We start from the raw sequence: 2357 nt of genomic DNA, 5'->3' as shown, positions 1-2357 counted from the left end.
GTATGCACCCGAGCAAGTACATCTTGTGAGATCTAATTATTCTTCTACATTATCCAGGATAAGTTTCTTGTAATTATGAGGATATAAGTCAGCGATATTCTTGTGGTTGATGGATTGAATATTTTCAAGAACATACTTTAGCCATTGATATGGATTAATGTCATGCTTTTTGCAGTTAGCAAAAAACGTATAGGCCATAGCTGCTCTTTGTGCTGCATCATGAGAACCGGCAAAGAGATAGTTTTTACGACCAATTGCTACAGGTCTGATTACATTTTCAACAAGATTATTGTCTATCTGCAAGTTTCCATTGTGTAAGTAATCACTTAGATTACTCCATCTTTTTTGAGAGTACGCAAAAGCTTTACCTATTCTACTTTGAGGTAAGGTAAGATTCATCTGAGCAATCATATATTTACCAAGCTTGTTGATGATTGGTAAACTTTCATCTAGACGAAGTTCTTTGATTTGATCAGGAGCTAAGTTTTGTTCTTGAGCTTTTCTCTCTATAGCATATAACTTCTGTATTTCTACTAGTACATGCTGCGCCCTTTTTCTATCGTTATCTAAAGCTTTTTCAAATTCACGTCGAGCATGTGCCCAACAAGCAAGATGCGTTACATCTGACTTATTTCCATAGGCTTGGTAGCTGCTATAACCGTCCGTTTGCAGATATCCTTTGAAATTTTCTAATACAGGTAGTGCAGCACTACCGCTACGAGTAGGACTGTAATTAAACATTACAAGCTTGGATATAGGTGCATGATACACCCAATAGTAGCCAAGATGAGTTTTGTCTTTCTTTTTCTCATCTAAGACTTTGATGGTGGTTTCGTCAACTTGGAGATAACCTTCATTTTTGATGTCCATCACCAGCTTTTGGTATAGTGGTTTTAAAGCATCCATACTTTGAGCGGTCCAACCATCTATTGTAGAAGAAGCTATATCGATGTTTTCTCTTGAAAAGCGTTGCTTCTGTCTATAAAGAGGAATATGATCAACATATTTATCTACAAGTATTGTGGATAATAATCCCTCTGAAGGTATTCCTTTATCTATAATTCGCTCTGGAAGCTCACCAATACTAATTTGAGTGTTGTCTTTACCTTTAGTAGCGTATTTATATCGGATGTAACGCTTGATTTTAAAGTAACCTGGAACATAATCTAACACATCTGTAGTTTCTTTACCAATGCAAATCATATCAGATAAATCTCCCTCAGGATGTATTTCTATTTCTTCTACGGGTAAATGATCTGGTAGTTTAGCTCGTCCTGGATGTTTCTTTTTCTCACGAGAGTAGGTAATCTCTTGTTTGATTACTTCTTCTTGTTCCTCTAAGACTGCTTGTTCAACATCTAAAGGTAATTGAGTTTGATTGGGATCCTCAAAACGTTCTCGGCTTTGACCGAACTTCATGCGCTCAAGTAGCTTTACACGATATTCCAGTTCTGTATTTTTTTCTTCTAGTTTAGAGGTCTTTTCTTCTAAGCTAGTAGTTTTCTTCTCTAATTTAGTATTTACTTTTTCTTGTTTGGAAATAGTCTTTTGGGCTTTGGTTAAAAGTGCCAAAAGTTCTTGTTTCGATAAGTTTTCTAAGTCTATTTCCATGAAGTAAATATACGTCAAAAGCCTTATTTATACAAGGATTAAGGCTGTTTTATCTCATGGAAAACCGCCTTTTTTGACTACTTTTTATCACTTGTATTCCTTCAATCATAAGTACCAAATCACTCCAACTGATTTGAGTCCGATTATGAATAGGAAAAGCAAAAGTACCTTGTTCTAATCGCTTGTGATATAACACAAAACCACCTGTTTCCCAGTGTAAGAGTTTAATCTGATTACATCGACGATTGATAAAGACGTAGACACTTCCATTATGAGCGACTTGATTAAGCTCGTTTTGAACAAGACCACATAGACTATCGAAACTCTTGCGCATATCACAAGCTGATTTATACAAGTAGAATTGATGGCTACTACTCAGACTAAACATTACACAAGGTTTACTAATGAATAGAGTTCACCCAAATCTTTCGTTTCTAAACGTAACTTCACTCCATTAGGATACACGATTTCGTATTCTTTACTGTCGGTTTTAGATGTTTCACCTATTGCTATAAAGTTACTTGAGCCTTCTTGCTCTGTTTCACTCTTAAACTTTACTACCCAATAACTAAATGTCGCCAGCTTAATTCCAACACTTTCACAATACTTTGATTGTGTTAATCCACTTGCTTGCCAATCCTCTACATGAGAGTACATAATTTCTTGTTTGCTCATCTCTTTATTATTTAAAGCAAACTTACTTCCTTACATTATATTATGAAACATGCACTTGCTGGGGTGCATAC

The 2357-nt window shown here is 35.6% G+C and carries 3 protein-coding genes; all 3 read right to left on the bottom strand.

Annotation, left to right across the window (positions count from 1 at the left end; genetic code table 11):
- Positions 1-36 precede the first annotated feature (36 nt).
- From tnpC to tnpA, 3 genes are read right to left on the bottom strand one after another with little or no spacing between them, the layout of a single operon-like run.
- A complete protein-coding gene (tnpC, locus tag MODO_RS18885) occupies positions 37-1611 on the bottom strand; it encodes an IS66 family transposase (RefSeq protein WP_006265854.1) in 1575 nt (524 codons plus the stop codon).
- 49 nt (positions 1612-1660) lie between these two features.
- On the bottom strand, positions 1661-1999 hold the full coding sequence (gene tnpB, locus MODO_RS18880) for an IS66 family insertion sequence element accessory protein TnpB (RefSeq protein ID WP_081316899.1): 339 nt from the start codon (positions 1997-1999) through the stop codon (positions 1661-1663).
- Positions 1999-2286 (bottom strand): IS66 family insertion sequence element accessory protein TnpA, encoded by a 288-nt coding sequence (tnpA, locus tag MODO_RS18875; protein ID WP_006258245.1) that lies wholly within the window; start codon positions 2284-2286, stop codon positions 1999-2001. Before tnpA ends, tnpB begins: the two co-directional genes overlap by 1 nt.
- Positions 2287-2357 lie beyond the last annotated feature (71 nt).

Source organism: Myroides odoratimimus, from assembly GCF_001485415.1.
Lineage (GTDB): Bacteria > Bacteroidota > Bacteroidia > Flavobacteriales > Flavobacteriaceae > Flavobacterium > Flavobacterium odoratimimum.
This window is presented reverse-complemented; position numbering and strand designations above follow the sequence as displayed.

Bases quoted from the DNA above. Each gene is read 5' to 3' on its own strand.
- tnpB (WP_081316899.1), bottom strand. From the start codon at position 1,999: ATGTTTAGTCTGAGTAGTAGCCATCAATTCTACTTGTATAAATCAGCT.
- tnpA (WP_006258245.1), bottom strand. From the start codon at position 2,286: ATGAGCAAACAAGAAATTATGTACTCTCATGTAGAGGATTGGCAAGCA.
- tnpC (WP_006265854.1), bottom strand. From the start codon at position 1,611: ATGGAAATAGACTTAGAAAACTTATCGAAACAAGAACTTTTGGCACTT.